General features: G+C 70.5%; 13 protein-coding genes. 12 read left to right on the top strand and 1 reads right to left on the bottom strand.

What is annotated here, in order from left to right; genetic code table 11:
- The 6 genes from ACFWHT_RS00630 to ACFWHT_RS00605 are packed head-to-tail and all read left to right on the top strand — an operon-like array spanning nt 1 to nt 5,247.
- Entirely contained in the window at nt 1-891 is an 891-nt protein-coding gene (locus ACFWHT_RS00630) for a DUF58 domain-containing protein (protein ID WP_378824491.1), read from the top strand.
- The gene (locus tag ACFWHT_RS00625; protein ID WP_378824488.1) at nt 878-1,366 is read left to right on the top strand and encodes a hypothetical protein; all 489 of its coding nucleotides are present in this window, start codon (nt 878-880) and stop codon (nt 1,364-1,366) included. The genes ACFWHT_RS00630 and ACFWHT_RS00625 overlap by 14 nt, the downstream gene beginning before the upstream one ends.
- Nucleotides 1,357-2,343 carry a VWA domain-containing protein gene (locus ACFWHT_RS00620; protein ID WP_378824486.1) on the top strand — a complete coding sequence of 329 codons (987 nt, stop codon included), beginning with the start codon at nt 1,357-1,359 and terminating at the stop codon, nt 2,341-2,343. Before ACFWHT_RS00625 ends, ACFWHT_RS00620 begins: the two co-directional genes overlap by 10 nt.
- A complete protein-coding gene (locus tag ACFWHT_RS00615; protein ID WP_378824484.1) occupies nt 2,340-3,344 on the top strand; it encodes a VWA domain-containing protein in 1,005 nt (334 codons plus the stop codon). Before ACFWHT_RS00620 ends, ACFWHT_RS00615 begins: the two co-directional genes overlap by 4 nt.
- Nucleotides 3,341-4,126: a hypothetical protein gene (locus ACFWHT_RS00610; RefSeq protein ID WP_378824482.1), complete on the top strand. Its 786-nt coding sequence runs from the start codon at nt 3,341-3,343 to the stop codon at nt 4,124-4,126. Before ACFWHT_RS00615 ends, ACFWHT_RS00610 begins: the two co-directional genes overlap by 4 nt.
- A complete protein-coding gene (locus ACFWHT_RS00605; RefSeq protein ID WP_378824480.1) occupies nt 4,120-5,247 on the top strand; it encodes a hypothetical protein in 1,128 nt (375 codons plus the stop codon). Before ACFWHT_RS00610 ends, ACFWHT_RS00605 begins: the two co-directional genes overlap by 7 nt.
- A 7-nt stretch (nt 5,248-5,254) precedes the next feature.
- Here ACFWHT_RS00605 and ACFWHT_RS00600 read toward each other — a convergent pair whose 3' ends face one another.
- Nucleotides 5,255-6,787 (bottom strand): FAD-dependent oxidoreductase, encoded by a 1,533-nt coding sequence (locus ACFWHT_RS00600; RefSeq protein WP_378824478.1) that lies wholly within the window; start codon nt 6,785-6,787, stop codon nt 5,255-5,257.
- Nucleotides 6,788-6,936: 149 nt separating this feature from the next.
- On the opposite strand from ACFWHT_RS00600, the gene ACFWHT_RS00595 reads away from it, so the two are divergent.
- From ACFWHT_RS00595 to ACFWHT_RS00570, 6 genes are all read left to right on the top strand, one after another.
- Complete coding sequence (locus ACFWHT_RS00595) at nt 6,937-7,878, top strand: N-acetylglucosamine kinase (protein ID WP_378824475.1); 942 nt, start codon at nt 6,937-6,939, stop codon at nt 7,876-7,878.
- 163 nt (nt 7,879-8,041) lie between these two features.
- Entirely contained in the window at nt 8,042-9,472 is a 1,431-nt protein-coding gene (argG, locus tag ACFWHT_RS00590; protein WP_378824473.1) for an argininosuccinate synthase, read from the top strand.
- A gap of 80 nt (nt 9,473-9,552) precedes the next feature.
- Complete coding sequence (locus ACFWHT_RS00585; RefSeq protein WP_378824472.1) at nt 9,553-10,224, top strand: TetR/AcrR family transcriptional regulator; 672 nt, start codon at nt 9,553-9,555, stop codon at nt 10,222-10,224.
- The gene (locus tag ACFWHT_RS00580; RefSeq protein WP_378824470.1) at nt 10,221-10,880 is read left to right on the top strand and encodes a hypothetical protein; all 660 of its coding nucleotides are present in this window, start codon (nt 10,221-10,223) and stop codon (nt 10,878-10,880) included. Before ACFWHT_RS00585 ends, ACFWHT_RS00580 begins: the two co-directional genes overlap by 4 nt.
- Entirely contained in the window at nt 10,877-12,706 is a 1,830-nt protein-coding gene (locus ACFWHT_RS00575) for a YhgE/Pip family protein (RefSeq protein ID WP_378824467.1), read from the top strand. Before ACFWHT_RS00580 ends, ACFWHT_RS00575 begins: the two co-directional genes overlap by 4 nt.
- A gap of 163 nt (nt 12,707-12,869) precedes the next feature.
- Nucleotides 12,870-15,509 carry a penicillin acylase family protein gene (locus ACFWHT_RS00570; protein WP_378824466.1) on the top strand — a complete coding sequence of 880 codons (2,640 nt, stop codon included), beginning with the start codon at nt 12,870-12,872 and terminating at the stop codon, nt 15,507-15,509.
- Nucleotides 15,510-15,519 lie beyond the last annotated feature (10 nt).

Here is a 15,519-nt window from a genome sequence, read left to right as displayed (position 1 = left end):
ATGACCAGCCTGATCACCCAGGTGAAGAGCAAGCTCTTCATCCGCTCGTCGCAGAAGTCGATGCACGCGCTCGATGGCGCCTACGCATCGCTGCTGCGCGGTCGCAGCCTCGACTTCGAGGATCTGCGCCCGTACGAGTTCGGCGACCAGGTGCGCGACATCGACTGGCGTGCGACGGCCAGGCACGGCGAGCCGCTCATCAAGCGCACCAAGGCCACCCGCAAGCACACCATCCTGTTCCTGGTGGATTCCGGTCGCGGCATGAAGGCCCTCGCCGAAGACGAGCGGCCCAAGCGCGACGTCGTGATGTTGCTCGCCGGTGCGCTCGGGTTCCTCACCGTGCGGCATGGCGACGACTTCTCGATGGTCTACGGCGACGGCGACCGGGTGCGCCGCCTGGCCACCGGCAGCAGCGAGGGCGCACTCGAGCACGCCCTGCGCACGATCCGGCGCGCGATCGACGACAGTGCCGCGCCGAACGACCGCGATGCCCTGCTCGGCTATGCGGCGCGCAACATCGCGCATCGCCGGATCGTCGTCATCATCACCGACGAGGCGCCCATGACGGCGGAGACCGATCGGCTGCTGCGGCGGCTCACCGTGCAGCACGACGTGCTGTGGCTGACCGTGCGCGACGCGGAGCCCGTCGTCCCGGCCGCCGCCGGGCCGCGGCACCGGCGGGACGTCGACAGCGGCTGGGGCATCCCGGATTTCGTGCACGGCGACCCCGAGGTGATGGCCGAGCTCGCCGCGCAGGAGGCCGCCGACACCGCGCGCCGCGACGAGGTGCTGCGGCGGCTGGAGATCACGCACGCCGAGTTCGGCGGGCAGGATGCCGCGGTGCCGGCGCTCCTGTCGATGCTGAACAGGAGGTCGCATGCCCGCCTCTGACGACCTCTACCCTCCCGCGCAGTACGGCGGGGCCTGGATCCTGCTCGCCATCGGCATCCTGCTGCTCATCGGCCTCGCGGCCTGGCTGCTCGTCGTGCTCACCCGGCCGCGGCGCAGCATCACACTCCCGGGCTCGCCCGCGCACGCCCCACTCACCGCCGATGTGCTCGCGCAGCTGCGTGGGGAGTACCTCACCGATGTGCAGCGCATCGAAGACGCATACCGCTCGGGGAATATGGACCCGAAGCGCGCGAACCTCGAACTCAGCCGCACCGTGCGCAACTTCGTGAACGAGTACTCCGGGCTGGAGGCGCCGGTGCTCTCCCTCGAGGATCTCGTCGACCGCGGCGTCGACCCGGCGCTCATCGACGCCATCCGCCGGCACTACTACCCGAGCATCTTCCAGCGCGGCCCCGCCATCGATCCGGTCTACGGCGCCGAGGCGGCGCGGAAGGTCGTGAACTCGTGGCACTGAACACCTGGTGGATGATCCTCGTCGCCGTCGCCGTGCTGCTCGTCGCCGCGGCGATCGGCATCCTGCGCGGCCTGCGCGGCCGCGGCCGTGTCGAGAGCGCGCCCGCCGCGCTGGTCTCGCGCGCCGAGCGGCTGCGCGGCCTCCCCGCGTTCCGAGCCTCCGTGCGCCGACGCATGAGCCTGCTGGCCGGCGTGCTCGTCGTCGGGGCCGTCGCCGTGCTGCTGGGCGGCGTGGTGGCCGCGCGGCCCATGGCGGCCAAGACGGTCCAGCCGGTGAACAACAGCCGCGACATCATGCTGTGCCTCGACGTGTCGGGTTCGATGTCCGACGTCGACGTCGAGGTGCTCAGTGTCTTCGAGGACCTGCTCAAGGGCTTCGAGGGCGAGCGGATCGGACTGACGATCTTCAACAGCTCGCCCGTGCAGGTGTTCCCGCTCACCGACGACTACACGTTCGTGCGAGAGCAGCTGCAGAACATCCGGGCCAGCTTCGACTACGCCAGCGACACCCCCGAGCACTGGGTCGGAACGCTGAACGGGCCCGGCGCCTCTCTGATCGGCGACGGCCTGGCCGCCTGCACGATGCGCTTCGACCATCAGGACGACGAGCGCAGCCGTTCGGTGATCCTCGCGACCGACAACGAGGTGGCGGGCGCTTCGATCCTCACCGTCGAAGAGGCGGCGCAGTACGCCGCGTCGAAGAAGGTGCGGGTGTTCGCCCTGAATCCGGTGCAGGGCAAGGACGCCGAGGTCAGCGCCGAGCTGTCGAGCGCCGCTCAGCAGACCGGGGGCCAGTCGTACGCGCTGCGCGACACGACCACCGTCTCGGACATCATCGGCGAGATCCAGAAGCAGGAGGCGACGGCGTTGAAGGGCCAGGCGCAGGTGATCTGGGTCGACAGCCCGAATCTCGTCATCGCCCTGATGCTCGTCGCGATGCTCGGATTCCTGATCCTCATCTGGAGGGTGCGCCTGTGATCTTCCAGCCTGTCCTGCATCCGGTCCTGCTGGTGCTGCTGTGCGCGGCGCCGGCCGTGCTCGTCGTCCGCGCGCTGATCCGCCCTTCGGCGGGCGCAGGGCCGCGGCGCCCGCTCTGGGTCCTGCGCCTCGGCATCGTCCTGGTGGTCTTCGCGATGCTGCTGCGCCCCGGCATCCCGGGGGGCACCTCGCAGACGCTCGCGACCGACACCGACATCGTGATCGTCGTCGATACGACGGCGAGCATCATCGCCGAGGACTGGAACGGCGACGAGCCGCGCCTGGTCGGCGTGCGAGCCGACGTGCAGTCGATCGTCGACGAGTACCCCGGCGCACGCTTCTCGCTGATCAGCTTCGACGCGACGGCGCAGCTGCGCCTGCCGCTCACGACGGATGCCACGGCGCTGATGTCGTCGCTCGACGTGATGCTGCCCGAGATCACCGACCAGTCGCGCGGGTCGTCGATCAGCATCGCGAACCGGATGCTCGCCGACACCCTCTCCGCGGCGGCGAAGGCATCGCCCGAGCGCAGTCGGATGGTGTTCTACCTGGGCGACGGCGAGCAGACGGCCTCGCAGGAGCCGGAGTCGTTCGCGAGCAGCGCGAAGTTCGTCGACGGCGGAGGCGTGCTCGGCTACGGCACCGTCGAGGGCGGCCCGATGAAGAAGACCACGGGACGCTCGGACGGGCGGTCCGAGTACATCGAGTACCAAGGCGAGCGGGCGATGTCGGTGATCGACGAGGACAACCTGCAACAGGTCGCGGAGCAGCTGGGCGTGGAGTACCGGCATCGAACGGTGGATGCCGGGATCGAGCTGCCCGAGGCGCCGACCAGCACCACCGACTACTCGTCGTCCGGCGAGGTGGGGAACGTGATCGAGCTGTACTGGATCCTCGCCCTCGTGCTGCTCGTGCTCGTCGCGGTCGAGCTCGCGCGGGCCACGATGCTCGTCATCCGCCTGCGCGGGCTGACGCGTCGCCCCGAGAGGGGTGCGCGATGACCGCTCCCGGCAACCCCACCCAGGCCGACGCGGCGACCGCGCTGCTCGCGGCGAACCGCCGGCGGCGCAGCATCCGCCGCTGGATCGCGATCGGAACCCTTCCGCTGACGCTGGCGGCCCTGCTGTTCGCGGGCAAGCTGCTGAGCATGTACGCGTTCGCGCACCAGTCGATCACGGCGTTCGTCACCGGCGCGTACGCGGAATCCGAGATGGCGGCTCGCGGGCAGGACTGGCTGAACTGGTTCGAGCAGTTCACGGCTCCGTACAACATCGGCACGGCGCTGGCGGGAGCCGAGAAGCTGCCCGAGGCGCGCGTCGAGCTGGAGCGCGCGCTGCCGCTGGCCGCGGGTCTGGAGGTCTGCTACGTGCGCATCAACCTGTCGCTCGTGGTGGAGCGTCAGGGCGATGCGGCGCTGGTCGACGGGGATGCGGCGAAGGCGGCCGAGCTGTACGGCGAGGCGCTGCAGATCACGGTGGAGACGCCGGAGGAGTGCAACAGCGACGACGCGCAGAACCAGTCGCCGGACCCGAACCGCGACATGAGCGACACCCTGGACGAGAACGAGCAGCGCCAGCAGGAGAAGCAGCAGCAGAGCCAGCAGCAGCAGGATCCTGAGCAGGGCGAGGACCCGCAAGAGCCCGAGGAGGGTGAGCAGGATCAGCCGTCGCAGAGCGACCTCGACGACATCGAAGACAGACTGAACCAGGGTGCCCAGGAGCGTGAGGATCAGCTCGGCGGCGACGACGAGGGCTCCGGCGGCGGGACGGACAAGCCATGGTAGAGCAGCAGCAGCGCGGCCGATACGTCGGCGGTGCCGAGGGTGCACCGCCGGTGCCGCCGCCGGGCGGCTACCACGGTGCGCGGCGCGAGTCGAGCGGTCTGGATGCGGCGGCCGGCCTCACCATGGCATCGGGCGATGTGACCTACACGGCCGGGCCGCCGGCCGGGCCGTCCGCCGGGAAGAAGACGGTCAACGCGCTGGGTCTGGTCTCGATCTCGGTGACGGTGCTGTTCGTGCTGATCATGCTGCTGATGATGGGGGCGGGCGGCACGGATGCCCTGTACGGGGCATCCATGCTGGTGATCCAGCTCGTCGTGCTCGGCGTGATCATCGCCGCGCTGTTCACCGCCCGGGGCCGGATGCTCGGGTCGATCGCTCTCGCGGTGACGCTCGTGTTCAACGTGGCGACCGTGGGTGCGATGGGCGCGCTGCGATCTGCGCAGACGCACGCGTATGACGGCACGAAGAGCGAGGAGCAGAAGCACGAGCAGGCGTACCCCGGGATCAAAGGCGTCTCGAACGGCGACGTGCTCCTGAATCCGTCGCTGGAGGAGGTGCAGGCCGAGGGCGACCAGCTGATGGCCGCCGTGCGCGAACGCCTGAGCGACCGGTTCGGGTACACGTGGGTGCAGTCCGGCGGCGTCGACATCAGCCCCGAGCGCAACGGCTACGGCGGCGAGTCGATGCTGCAGAAGTACACCTCGACCAGCTGGACCACCGAGCAGCCCGTGCAGGACGACGCACGCAAGCGCGAGGTGATGCGGGTGATCGACGGAGTGCTGGCCGAACACGGCATCCGCGGGCTGTATCCCCTGAACGAGGTGGACTCGGGCATCTCGCCCGACATGGTCGCGAAGCTGTACGGCTCGAGCGACCCGGCTCGTCAGCACACCTGGGAGTACTACGGCGACACGTATCCCGAGCCGCTGCGGTTCTACGCGTACGCGTACGACCTGTCGAACGACCCGACGGGCGAGTTCCGCCGGCAGCGCGAGGCGATCAAGCAGCAGTTCGGCGAACCGCTCGAGGGCATTCAGCTGGTCGTCTTCGCCCGTCAGGTGCTGCCTGAGAAGGACCGCGCCGCGTTCGAGGAGAAGCTCGAGGACTACCCGGGGTTCTGAGGTCCGATCAGCTCTCGTCGACGACGGCCTCGTGCTCGTCGCCGGGCAGCTCGGGCTCGTCCACCGCCCGCAGATCGTCCACCGCCGGCCCCTCGAGCAGGTGCCCCTGCGCATCGAAGCGGGATCCGTGCAGCGGGCAGTCCCACGACCGCTCCGCGCCGTTCCACGTGACGATGCCGCCCAGGTGCGTGCACACCGCCGACAGTCGGCAGGTGGTTCCGTCGACCGTCGATACCGCGGTGGGCTCCTTGTCGTACATGCCGACCACACCGGCGCCCTCGGCCGGGACCTCGACGGGAAGCGAGTGCAGACCGGCCGCCCAGCCGGATGCCAGCCGTCCGGCGACCTCGGCGTTCGCGACGACGCTGTGCGCCACATCCTGCGGCAGCGTGATGCGGTGATGGAGCGTCTTGGCCCACGGGATGCTGCCGTCGAGCACGTCGGCGGCGATGCTGAGCGCCGCCGCGACGGCGTTCGTCATCCCCCACTTGTTGTACCCGGTGGCCAGCACGACCCGGTGGTGGGTGCGCGGCATCCAGCCCACGAACGGCACGAGGTTCATCGACTCGTAGTCCTGGGCCGACCAGGCATGCGTGCGCACGGCTCCGGGGAAGTACTGCTGCGTCCAGTGCTCCAGGTCGTCGACGAGCGCCTCGGTGTCGGACTCGCGGCCCACCGTGTGCCCGTTTCCGCCGACTATCAGCAGCTCCTCGGCGCCCCGCGGCGCGGTGCGCAGAGAGCGTCCCGGCGAGTCGATGGAGAGGTACATGCCCTGCGGCAGCTGTGCGCCCGGCACCCGGTACGCCTGCGCGTACGAGCGCGACGGCTTGACCTTGGCGAAGTACAGGCCCCGGTCGAGGATCGGGATGCCCGTGGCCAGCACCACGATCGACGCGAGCACGTCGCCGACGGCGGAGGTCACCCGGCTGGGCTCGCCCGTGTCGACGTCCTTCACGCGCACGCCCTCGATGATCACGCCGCCGTGCTCGCGCACATCGGCGGCGAGCGCGCGCAGCACGTGCATCGGATCGAACTGCGCCTGTTCCCGAAGGCGCAGCGCGCCGTGTGTCTCGAAGGGCAGACCGACGTCGTCGACGCGCTCCACATCGAGCCCGGCCTCGCGGCAGGCCTCGTACTCGTCGTCGAGGCTCGAAAGACCCTCCGCCGTGCCCGCGTAGGTGAACGCGTCGCGCCGCTGAACGTCCACGCCGTGCTCGTCGAGATAGCGCAGCATCCACTGCTGTCCCTCGCGGTTGCCCTCGACGTACGCCTTGAGCACGCGACTCGACCCGCGGGAGCGAATGCCCGACATCACCCCGCCCTGAAGCAGGCTCAGCTTGGCCGTGGTGTGTCCGGTGGTCACCGCGCCGATCGAGCGCGCCTCCAGCACCGCCACCGACTTACCGGCTCTCGCCAGCAGCAGTGCCGTCGTCAGCCCCGTGATTCCCGCACCGACGACCACCGCGTCGTAGTGGCGCTCGGGTTCGAAGGCGTCGGTGGGAACGGATGCGCTCTGCTGGTCGAGCCACAGGGATGTCACGGTGCTCTCCTCACGATCGGTGGGTGGCCAGTACATCGCACTCCTTCCCGATCCCAGGGGGCCTTGACTTCGGCCGGTGCGTCCGACCCGTGGTGGCCTACGCTTGCTTCTGGCCGGCCACCGGCCGCCGGCGAACGAGGGAACACCGCATGTCAGACGCACAACAGGCGAGCGCGCCACGGCTGCTCGCGATCGACGCCGGGCAGACCGGCATCAAGACACGACTGGTCGGCGGCGAAGGCACGGAGCAGGATGCCGTGTTCCCCGGTGTGCTCACCGATCGGCCGCTGCTGGCACAGCTGGCGGGCGTCGTGGCATCCGTGGTGCGCGAGGCCGGCGCCGCGCCGCACACGATCACCTTCGGCGTCTCGGGATTGACCGACGAGCGCGCCGAGGCCGAGGCCCTGCTCGGGCATCCCGATCTGACGGGCGTACGTCGCGTGGTGGTCACGCACGACTCCGTCACCTCTTTCCTCGGCGTCCTCGGAGACCGGAACGGCGCGGTGATCGCGGCCGGCACAGGCGTGGTCACCCTCGGGGTCGGCCCCGCGCACTCCACGCGCGTCGACGGGTGGGGCCACATCATGGGCGACGCGGGCAGCGGATACTGGATCGGGCGCGCGGCGCTGGATGCCGTCATGCGCGCCTTCGACGGACGTGGGCCCGCCACCGCGCTGACCGCGGCCGTGCAGGAGCGCTGGCCCGATCTGGCCTCGGCCTACTCGTCGCTGCAGGCATCCGAAGATCGTGTGCGCACCGTGGCATCCTTCGCCGCCCCGACCGCCTCCTTCGCCGCGGCAGGCGACGACGTCGCCGCTCGCATCTGCCGCGAGGCCGCGGCCGAGCTCGCCCTCGCCACGACCACCGCCCTGCACGTCGTCGACGCTCCTGCCGACGCAGCGATCGGCGCCATCGGCGGCGTGTTCGGGTCGGATCTCATCCGCTCGTCCTTCGACGAGGCGGTGCGTGCAGAGCGCCCGGATGCCCGGTTCCTGCCGCCGATCGGTTCCGGGCTCGAGGGGGCGGTCGCGCTCGCCGGCCTGGGTGCGCAGCATCCCCTGCGCGAGCGCTTCACCGATCTGAGCCGCTGACCCGCCCGCACGTTCGGGAGGAGTTCTCACGGAACGCAGGAGCTTCTGCCCACAGAACTCCTCCGTTTCGTGCGTTCTCCTCCGTTCCGCGCGGGTGTTCGCCGGGGCGGCCCCGCCTGCAACCCGCACGGGCGCGCGGCGACACGCCGATAGACTGAAGCCCATGTCCAAGGTGCTCCAGTCCCTCCCCGTCGGCGAAAAGGTCGGCATCGCGTTCTCCGGAGGGCTCGACACCTCCGTCGCCGTCGCATGGATGCGCGAGAAGGGCGCCGTGCCCTTCACGTACACCGGCGACCTCGGCCAGTACGACGAGGACGACATCGCCTCGATCCCCGGCCGCGCGCTGGAGTACGGTGCCGAGGCGTCGCGCCTGGTGGATGCCAGGACCGCACTCGTCGAGGAGGGTTTCGTCGCCCTGTCGTGCGGCGCCTTCCACATCCGCTCCGGCGGCAAGACGTACTTCAACACCACTCCCCTGGGCCGTGCGGTCACCGGCACCCTGCTCGTGCGCGCGATGCGCGAGGACGGCGTGGACATCTGGGGCGACGGCTCCACCTACAAGGGCAACGACATCGAGCGGTTCTACCGCTACGGCCTGCTCGCGAACCCGCGCCTGCGCATCTACAAGCCCTGGCTCGACGCCGACTTCGTCACCGAGCTGGGCGGCAGGCAGGAGATGAGCGAGTGGCTCGTCGAGCGCGGCTTCCCGTACCGCGACTCGGCCGAGAAGGCCTATTCCACGGATGCCAACATCTGGGGCGCCACGCACGAGGCGAAGACGCTCGAGCACCTGGACGTGTCGCTCGAGACCGTCGACCCGATCATGGGCGTGAAGTTCTGGGACCCGTCCGTGGCCATCGAGACCGAGGACGTCACGGTCACCTTCGAGGGCGGCCGCCCCGTCGCCCTCAACGGCGTCGAGTTCACCGACCCGGTGGCGCTGGTCATGGAGGCCAACACCATCGGCGGTCGCCACGGGCTGGGGATGAGCGACCAGATCGAGAACCGCATCATCGAGGCGAAGTCCCGCGGCATCTACGAGGCGCCGGGCATGGCGCTGCTGTTCATCGCCTACGAGCGCCTGGTCAACGGCATCCTGAACGAGGACACCCTCGCCACCTACCACGAGCAGGGCCGGCGCCTGGGCCGCCTAATGTACGAGGGCCGCTGGCTGGAGCCGCAGTCGCTCATGCTGCGCGAGTCGATCCAGCGCTGGGTGGGTCTCACCATCTCAGGCACCGTCAGCATCCGACTGCGCCGTGGCGACGACTGGACCATCCTCGACACCGTCTCGCCCAACCTCTCCTACGGCCCCGAGAAGCTGTCGATGGAGCGCGTGGGTGATGCGGCCTTCGGCCCGGTCGACCGCATCGGTCAGCTCACCATGCGCAACCTCGACATCGCCGACTCGCGCTCCCGCCTGGAGCAGTACGCGGGCCTCGGCCTGGTCGGCGGCGCCACGGGCGAGCTCGTCGGCAAGGTCACCGCGGGCGGCGCGAACGAGATCGCCGCGTCCGAGACCGCCGACGAGGAGCTCGCGGAGGCCGTGGATGCGGCATCCGAGGGCGCCGCCTTCGACTCCGGCACCGACTGAGCCCACGCCCACTCGGGCGGATGCTGAGAGTTCAGCGAGATATGTTGCACAGTCTTGTGCAACATATCTAGTCTGGATGCATGACGCCCGCCCGCACACCGCGCTCCGACGCGCGTGCGAACCGCGCCGGCATCCTGGATGCCGCCCGCGGTGCGCTCGCGACCGACCCGCATGCGTCGATCGACGCGATCGCCCGCAGCGCGGGCCTGAGCCGGCGCACCCTGTACGGTCATTTCGACGACCGCGACGCGCTGGTCCGCGAGCTGATCGTCACGGGTGCGCAGCGGTTCAACGCGACCGCGGCGTCCATCGCCGAGACCGACCCGCGGCTCGCGCTCGCCCGCCTCGCCACCCGCCTGTGGAACGAGGCCTCCCACGTGCAGGTCGTCGCTGCGCTGGCGCTCGACGAGGCGCACGTGGCGCAGACCGCCCAGGCGCTCGCTCCACTGCGCCGTGCCGTGTCCGATCTGGTCGCGCGCGGCCAGGATGACGGATGCTTCCGCACCGATCTCTCCGCGACCGCACTGGCCCGCCTGATCGAAGAGGTCGCCCGCACCGTGGTGGCGCGGGTGGACGCCGCGTCGCCGTCCGCCGCCGACCTCGCCGTGCGCGTGCTCCTGAGCGTCGCGGGGCTGTCCTGGCGGGAGGGAGACGCCCTGCTGCGCGCGCATCCCGACGTGCTCAGCGGTCCCGAGTCGCCCGCAGCCGCCGAGACGGCCGCACGGGCGGAGCGCGCCGAGGAGACGGAATGAAGATCGTCCTCGACGATGTCTCCAAAGGTCGCGCGGGCGAGGCGCTCCCCCGCACGTCCTTGACCTTCGAGACCGGGCACGCCCGCTTCGTGCGGGCCGAGACCGAGCAGCGGCCGACCGTGCTCGGCCTGATCGCGGCGGGACGCATGCACCCCGACACCGGCGCGGTCACCATCGACGCCGATGCGGATGCTGCGGCGCTGCGGCGGCGCGTCGCCCTCGTGGACGCCCCTGACGTGAGCGACCCGCACCCCGGCGTGAGCGTCGCCGCCGTCGTCGGCGAAGAGCTCATGTTCGCCGGGCGAGGATCCACTCCCCTGCATGCGCGACGCTGGCTCTCTCGACTCGGCTTCTCCGACATCGCGAGCGCACCGATCGGCACGGTCGACCCGGCCGCCCGGGTGCGCATCCTGTGCGAGCTCGCCGTGCTGCGCGAGGGCGTCGAGGGACTCGTGATCGTGGCACCGGACCGTCACGGCGGACGCCCCGACGGCTGGTGGCGCATCGCGGCCGAGTTCGCCGAACGCGGCCAGGCCGTGCTGGTGATCGTGGGCGGGGCGGCCGCCGCGGTGATCGCGGAGATGCCCGAGACGCTCTCGGCCACCCACCTCGCCGACGCGGGGAACCTTTCGACGACCGCGGAGGAGGAACGATGAAGGTGCCATCGATGGTGGCCGCCGAGGTGCGCCGACTGACCGCGAGCCCGATGGCCGTGATCGCGCTCATCGCGCTGATGTGCGTGCCCATCCTGTACGGCGGGCTGTACCTGTGGGCCAACCAGGACCCGTACGGGAAGTTCGGAGACGTGCCCGTGGCGCTCGTCGTCGAGGACGCGGGCGTGACGAGCACGACCACCGGCGCCGCGACGACGCGCACCGAGAACTACGGCGACAAGGTCGCCGACGAACTGCTCGCCGACCGCTCCTTCGACTGGCAGGTGCTGTCGGCATCCGCTGCGGCGAAGGCGCTCGAGGACGGCACGGTGGACTTCACCGTCACGATCCCCGCCGACTTCTCCGAGGCGCTGGCATCCGCAGCCGGCGATGCCCCGCGACCGGCTCGCATCGAGCTCGAGACCAACGACGCGAACAACTACCTCGCCTCGACGATCGGCACGCAGACCGTCGAGCGGATCCGCCGCTCGGTGGCCGAGATGGTCGGCTCCGAAGCGGCCGGGCGCCTTCTCACGGGACTCAGCGACGTGCGCGACAGCCTCTCCGATGCGGCCGACGGGGCCAGCCGCCTGGCCGACGGCGCGCACACCGCCCGCGACGGTTCCTCCACTCTCGAGACGGGCCTCGGCACGCTGGCCGGAGGTGCGGCGAAGCTGGCCGACGGCGCCCGCACCCTCGCCGACGGCGCCGCGCAGGTGAGCGCCGGAAACGGCCGTCTCGCGGACACCGCCGACCGTGCCGCGGATCTCATGCAGCAGGCCACCGACGGCCTGCCCGCCGCCCGCACGGATCTCGCCCGGGCCATGGCCGAGCAGGGGCTGACCTCGGAGCAGATCGACACCGTGCTCGCCGAGCTCGATCCCCTCGCGCAGAAGGTGCGCGAGGGGAACACGGAGGTGCACGGCGCGGTCGAGCGCATCGACCGGCTGGCCGCCGGAGCACGCCGGATCGCCGCCGGCGCCGCCGAGCTCGCCGACGGCGCAGGCAGTGCATCCGACGGAGCCGCGTCCGCGCACGACGGCGCCGCGAAGCTCCGCGACGGCCTGGGCACCCTCGCCGACGGCATCGGAACCCTGCGCGACGGACTCTCGGACGGCGTCTCGACGATCCCCGAATCCACCCCCCTGCTGCGCGAGTCGCAGGCCGACACGATCGCGGACCCCGTGCTCGTGTCGAGCGAGAAGGTGACGGCGGCCCGCGACTACGGTCAGGGCCTGGCCCCGTTCTTCGCGGCGCTGGCCGGCTGGATCGGCATCTACGCGCTGTTCCTCATCGTCAAGCCCATCTCCCGTCGTGCCGTCACGGCGCTGCACTCCCCGATCCGGATCACCCTGGCCGGGTGGCTCACCCCGGCCGCGCTCGGCGCCCTGCAGATGACCGGGCTGATCGCCGTGCTGGCGTTCGGGCTGGGGTTCCACTTCCAGCATCCCTGGGGGTCGCTCGGCGTGATGGTCGCCGCGGTGGCCACGTACACGGCGATCATCCTGGCACTGAACGTGTGGCTGGGGTCGGTCGGCCAGTTCCTGGGCCTGGTGCTGATGGTGCTGCAGCTGGTGACCGCGGGAGGCACATTCCCCTGGCAGACGCTGCCCGCACCGCTGGCCGTCCTGCATCACGTCCTGCCCATGGGCTACGTGGTCGACGCGATGCGTCAGCTCATGTACGGCGGCGATATCCGTCGGGCGTGGGCCGACCTGGCCGTGCTGGCGATCTGGCTGATCGGCGCGCTGCTGGTCGCGGCGATCGGCGTGACACGAATGACCCATCGGCGCACCCTGCGTGATCTGCGGCCCAGCCTGATCGGGTGACGACCGTCGACGGCGCGGTTTCCGACCCGGGTGCAGTTAGTAGGGAGTGCACAGCCGGGCCCGTCCGGCGCGGATCGACTGGGTAGGATGCCGGGAGCGTCACCCGAGACGCGCGTCCGGACTCCCTGATGCGGAGTCCCATCAAGTCGAGAGACCTCCGCCGATGTCGTCAGAAGCCACCGCCGTACCCCATCGATCACTCGCCGGCCGAATCGGCCGCATCGCCTTCATCGTGCTCGCCGCCCTGCTGGTGCTCGCCACAGCCGCGGCGTTCTTCCTCACCTGGACCATCCAGCGCTCCTTCCCGCAGACCGGTGGGGAGCTCACGCTGAAAGGTCTTGAGCAGACCGTGACCGTGCAGCGCGACGACCGGGGCATCCCGACCATCACGGCCTCGTCGACCGATGATCTGTTCTTCGCCCAGGGCTTCACGCACGCCCAGGACCGGTTCTTCGAGATGGATTTCCGCCGGCATGTCACATCGGGCCGCGTGGCCGAGATGTTCGGGGCCTCGCAGGTCGCAACCGACTCCTTCCTGCGCACCCTGGGCTGGCGCGCCGTCGCCGAGCAGGAGGTCGAGGCTCTCGACGACACGACCCGGGGCTACTACGAGGCGTACGCCGACGGCGTGAACGCGTACCTGGCCTCTCACTCGGGAGCCGACCTGTCGCTGGAGTACGCGGTCCTGGGCCTGCAGAACCCCGACTACGAGCCCGAGCCGTGGGAGCCGGCGGACTCGGTCGCCTGGCTGAAGGCCATGGCGTGGGACCTGCGCACGAACATCGAGGACGAGACGGATCGTGCCCTGCTCGCCGCCCGGCTCGGAGCCGCGGGCGAGACGGATGCCGAAGCGCAGGCGCTGATCGAGAAGATCTACCCGTCCTATCCGTTCGACCGCAACCCCGTGATCGTCCCGAAGATCTCGACCGCCGACGCGCTTCCGACGGGCACCGCCCCGGCCTCGTACTCGGGCGACGCGCAGCCGCGGGTGACGGATGCCCTCACCACCGTCGACTGGCAGCAGGCCGACGGCGTCGTCGAAGCGGCGAGCATGCTCCTCGGCGGTGCGGGCGAAGGCATCGGCTCGAACTCGTGGGTCGTCTCGGGCGACCTGACCGAGAGCGGGATGCCGCTGCTGGCCAACGATCCGCACCTCGGTGCGGCGCTGCCGTCGGTCTGGTACCAGGTGCAGCTGAAGTGCGAGAAGGTGTCGCAGGAGTGCCCGTTCGACGTCGGCGGCTTCTCGTTCTCGGGCCTGCCCGGCGTGATCATCGGGCACAACGCCGAGATCGCGTGGGGTTTCACGAACCTCACCACCGATGTCGCCGACCTGTACATCGAGAAGGTCGAGGGCGACGAGTACTGGCGCGACGGCGCACGCGAGCCGCTGGAGATCGAGAAGGACGTGATCAAGGTCGCCGGGGGCGACGACGTGCCGCTCACGATCCGCCGCACCGTGCACGGCCCGATCATCTCCGGACTCACCGACGACTTCACCGCCATCGCCGACGATCCGGTGGCCGAGTCCGGCGACGAGGTGCTCTCGGTGCAGGGCGCTGCCGAAGTCCCTGAGGGCGAGGTGGCGGTGAGCCTGCGCTGGACCGCTCTGGATCCGGGGACGACGTCGACGGCGATCTTCGCGCTGAACACCGCGCGGGACTTCACCGAGTTCCGCCGCGCGGCATCCCTGTTCGACGTGCCGGCGCAGAACCTCGTCTACGCCGACCTCGAGGGGAACATCGGCTACCAGGCCCCGGGGCGCCTGCCCGTCCGCGGCGCGGGCGACGGCTGGCTGCCCCAGCCGGGTTGGGACAGCTCGTACGACTGGACGGGGTTCATCCCGTTCGACGAGCTGCCCGTGTCGTACAACCCGCCCGAGGGGTACATCGTCACCGCGAACAACGCCATCGTGACCGACGACTACGAGCACTTCCTCTCCCGTGACTGGGACCACGGCTACCGCGCCGGTCGGATCGCCCACCTGATCGAGCGCCGGGCAGCCGCGCATCCCCTGACCGCGCAGGATCTGCGCGACATCCAGATGGATGACGAGTCGTGGATCGGCAAGCAGCTCGCGGTCGCGATGGACGACGTCACGGTGACCGGCGACGGCGTGAGGGCCGCCCTCGATCTGCTGCGCACCTGGGATGCCCAGAACGAGGCCGACTCCGCCGCCGCCGCGTACGCGAACGTGCTGTGGGCGCGCCTGGCGCAGAACATCTTCGCCGAACGCGAGGTGCCGCTGCCCGTGGGCGATCAGGGCCGGCTGTTCACCGTGGTCGGCGCCATGCTCGACGATCCGTCCGATCCGTTGTGGACCAACGACCGCCTGGACGTGGGTGGGATGGACGAGATGCTCGCCCTCTCGGCGCAGCAGGCGTACGACGAGCTCTCCGCCAGGCAGGGCGAGGACGCGAGTCGCTGGAGCTGGGGGTCGCTGCACGCGCTGACCCTGACGAGCTCGACGTTCGGGACATCGGGGATCGCGCCCATCGAGATGCTGTTCAACCGCGGTCCGTATCCCGTCGGCGGCGGATCGTCGGTGGTCAACGCCACCGGCTGGCGCCTGGGCGAGTCGTACGCGACGGTCACGGTGCCCTCGATGCGCATGGTGATCGACCTGGCCGACTTCGACGACTCGACCTGGATCCACCTGACCGGCACCAGCGGCCACGCCTTCCACCGGCAGTACACGGATCAGACGGAGGACTGGTCCCGGGGCGTCCAGAAGCCGTGGGCGTTCACGAAGAAGGCCGTCGCGAAGGCCGCCGTCGACACGCTGGTGCTGAAGCCGGCGGCGTGATCCGCCGTCG

The organism is Microbacterium sp. NPDC058342, from assembly GCF_042723935.1.
In the GTDB taxonomy this organism is placed as follows: domain Bacteria; phylum Actinomycetota; class Actinomycetes; order Actinomycetales; family Microbacteriaceae; genus Microbacterium.
The sequence above is the reverse complement of the archived record's forward strand: the minus strand, read 5'-3'. Positions and strand labels throughout refer to the sequence as shown.

Excerpts from the sequence above, each read along its gene's own strand:
- ACFWHT_RS00570 (WP_378824466.1), top strand. The coding sequence starts at position 12,870 with ATGTCGTCAGAAGCCACCGCCGTACCCCATCGATCACTCGCCGGCCGA.
- ACFWHT_RS00585 (WP_378824472.1), top strand. The coding sequence starts at position 9,553 with ATGACGCCCGCCCGCACACCGCGCTCCGACGCGCGTGCGAACCGCGCC.
- ACFWHT_RS00575 (WP_378824467.1), top strand. The coding sequence starts at position 10,877 with ATGAAGGTGCCATCGATGGTGGCCGCCGAGGTGCGCCGACTGACCGCG.
- ACFWHT_RS00610 (WP_378824482.1), top strand. The coding sequence starts at position 3,341 with ATGACCGCTCCCGGCAACCCCACCCAGGCCGACGCGGCGACCGCGCTG.
- ACFWHT_RS00630 (WP_378824491.1), top strand. The coding sequence starts at position 1 with ATGACCAGCCTGATCACCCAGGTGAAGAGCAAGCTCTTCATCCGCTCG.
- ACFWHT_RS00595 (WP_378824475.1), top strand. The coding sequence starts at position 6,937 with ATGTCAGACGCACAACAGGCGAGCGCGCCACGGCTGCTCGCGATCGAC.
- ACFWHT_RS00605 (WP_378824480.1), top strand. The coding sequence starts at position 4,120 with ATGGTAGAGCAGCAGCAGCGCGGCCGATACGTCGGCGGTGCCGAGGGT.
- ACFWHT_RS00625 (WP_378824488.1), top strand. The coding sequence starts at position 878 with ATGCCCGCCTCTGACGACCTCTACCCTCCCGCGCAGTACGGCGGGGCC.
- argG (WP_378824473.1), top strand. The coding sequence starts at position 8,042 with ATGTCCAAGGTGCTCCAGTCCCTCCCCGTCGGCGAAAAGGTCGGCATC.
- ACFWHT_RS00580 (WP_378824470.1), top strand. The coding sequence starts at position 10,221 with ATGAAGATCGTCCTCGACGATGTCTCCAAAGGTCGCGCGGGCGAGGCG.